Below are 901 nucleotides of genomic sequence, written 5' to 3'. Positions count from 1 at the left end.
TTTCTTTCCGACAATCTCGAGATTCCGGGTTCAATCGCCGATGCGCACGTGCGCATCGACGATTGCCCCGGAATGACGGCGGCGGGCCTCGCGAACTAATCGTCGAAACGGCGCGCGCCGCGACCGGCCTTGACGTCGCTGCGGAGCTTCTTGCCTTCGAGGCGGCGCTGCTTGGAGCCGAAGGTCGGCTTGGTCGGGCGGCGTACCTTCGGTCGCACCATCGCCTCGCGCAGCAGGGTCACGAGGCGCTCGATCGCGTCGGCCTTGTTGCGCTCCTGGGTGCGGAAGCGTTCGGCCTGAATGACGATGACCCCGTTCTTGGTCATGCGCTGGCCCGCGAGCCGCGCCAGACGAGCCGCCGCATCCTCCGGCAGCGTGATGCGGCTGGTATCGAAGCGCAACTGCGCCGAGGTCGACAGCTTGTTGACGTTCTGACCGCCGGGCCCGGAGGCGCGGACGAACGAGATCTCGATGTCGTTCTCGTCGATGGCAAGGTCGCGGGAGATCCGCAGCATGGGGGCACCAGGTGGATTCGAGGCTTTCGTGGGCACCATAGCGGGTTTAGCGGCGGTGTGCGCGGGCATGGGGATCCTATTCGCGGTTGGCCCGTGCCAGCCGCCCAAACCTCCACTGTCATCCCGGCGAACGCCGGGATCCATAACCCCAGGGAGTGGTTTGTGGCAGGCTGGTCATTGACACCGTCCGCATCACGTCTGCTGCGGCGTATGGGTCCCGGATCGGCGCCACGCCGCGCTGCGCGCGTCGTGGCTTGTCCGGGACGACGGCGGTGGTTGGCGAGGGTTCACGATTCAAACAGCTGCGACATCAGGCACACGTCCTCGCATTCCCGCGGCACATCGTGCCCGAGTCTTGCGATCAGTCCGTCCCTCGCAAACATGCA

At 66.0% G+C, this 901-nt stretch carries 1 protein-coding gene; it reads right to left on the bottom strand.

All coding sequences use genetic code 11. From position 1 onward, the window contains the following. Positions 1-95: 95 nt before the first annotated feature. Positions 96-515: an alternative ribosome rescue aminoacyl-tRNA hydrolase ArfB gene (arfB, locus tag BRAO375_RS26495; protein ID WP_006610408.1), complete on the bottom strand. Its 420-nt coding sequence runs from the start codon at positions 513-515 to the stop codon at positions 96-98. Positions 516-901: the final 386 nt, after the last annotated feature.

Source organism: Bradyrhizobium sp. ORS 375 (assembly GCF_000239775.1).
Classification (GTDB): Bacteria; Pseudomonadota; Alphaproteobacteria; order Rhizobiales; family Xanthobacteraceae; genus Bradyrhizobium.
The sequence above is the reverse complement of the archived record's forward strand: the minus strand, read 5'-3'. Positions and strand labels throughout refer to the sequence as shown.

Coding starts and splice junctions, on each gene's coding strand:
- arfB (WP_006610408.1), bottom strand. CDS start 515: ATGCTGCGGATCTCCCGCGACCTTGCCATCGACGAGAACGACATCGAG.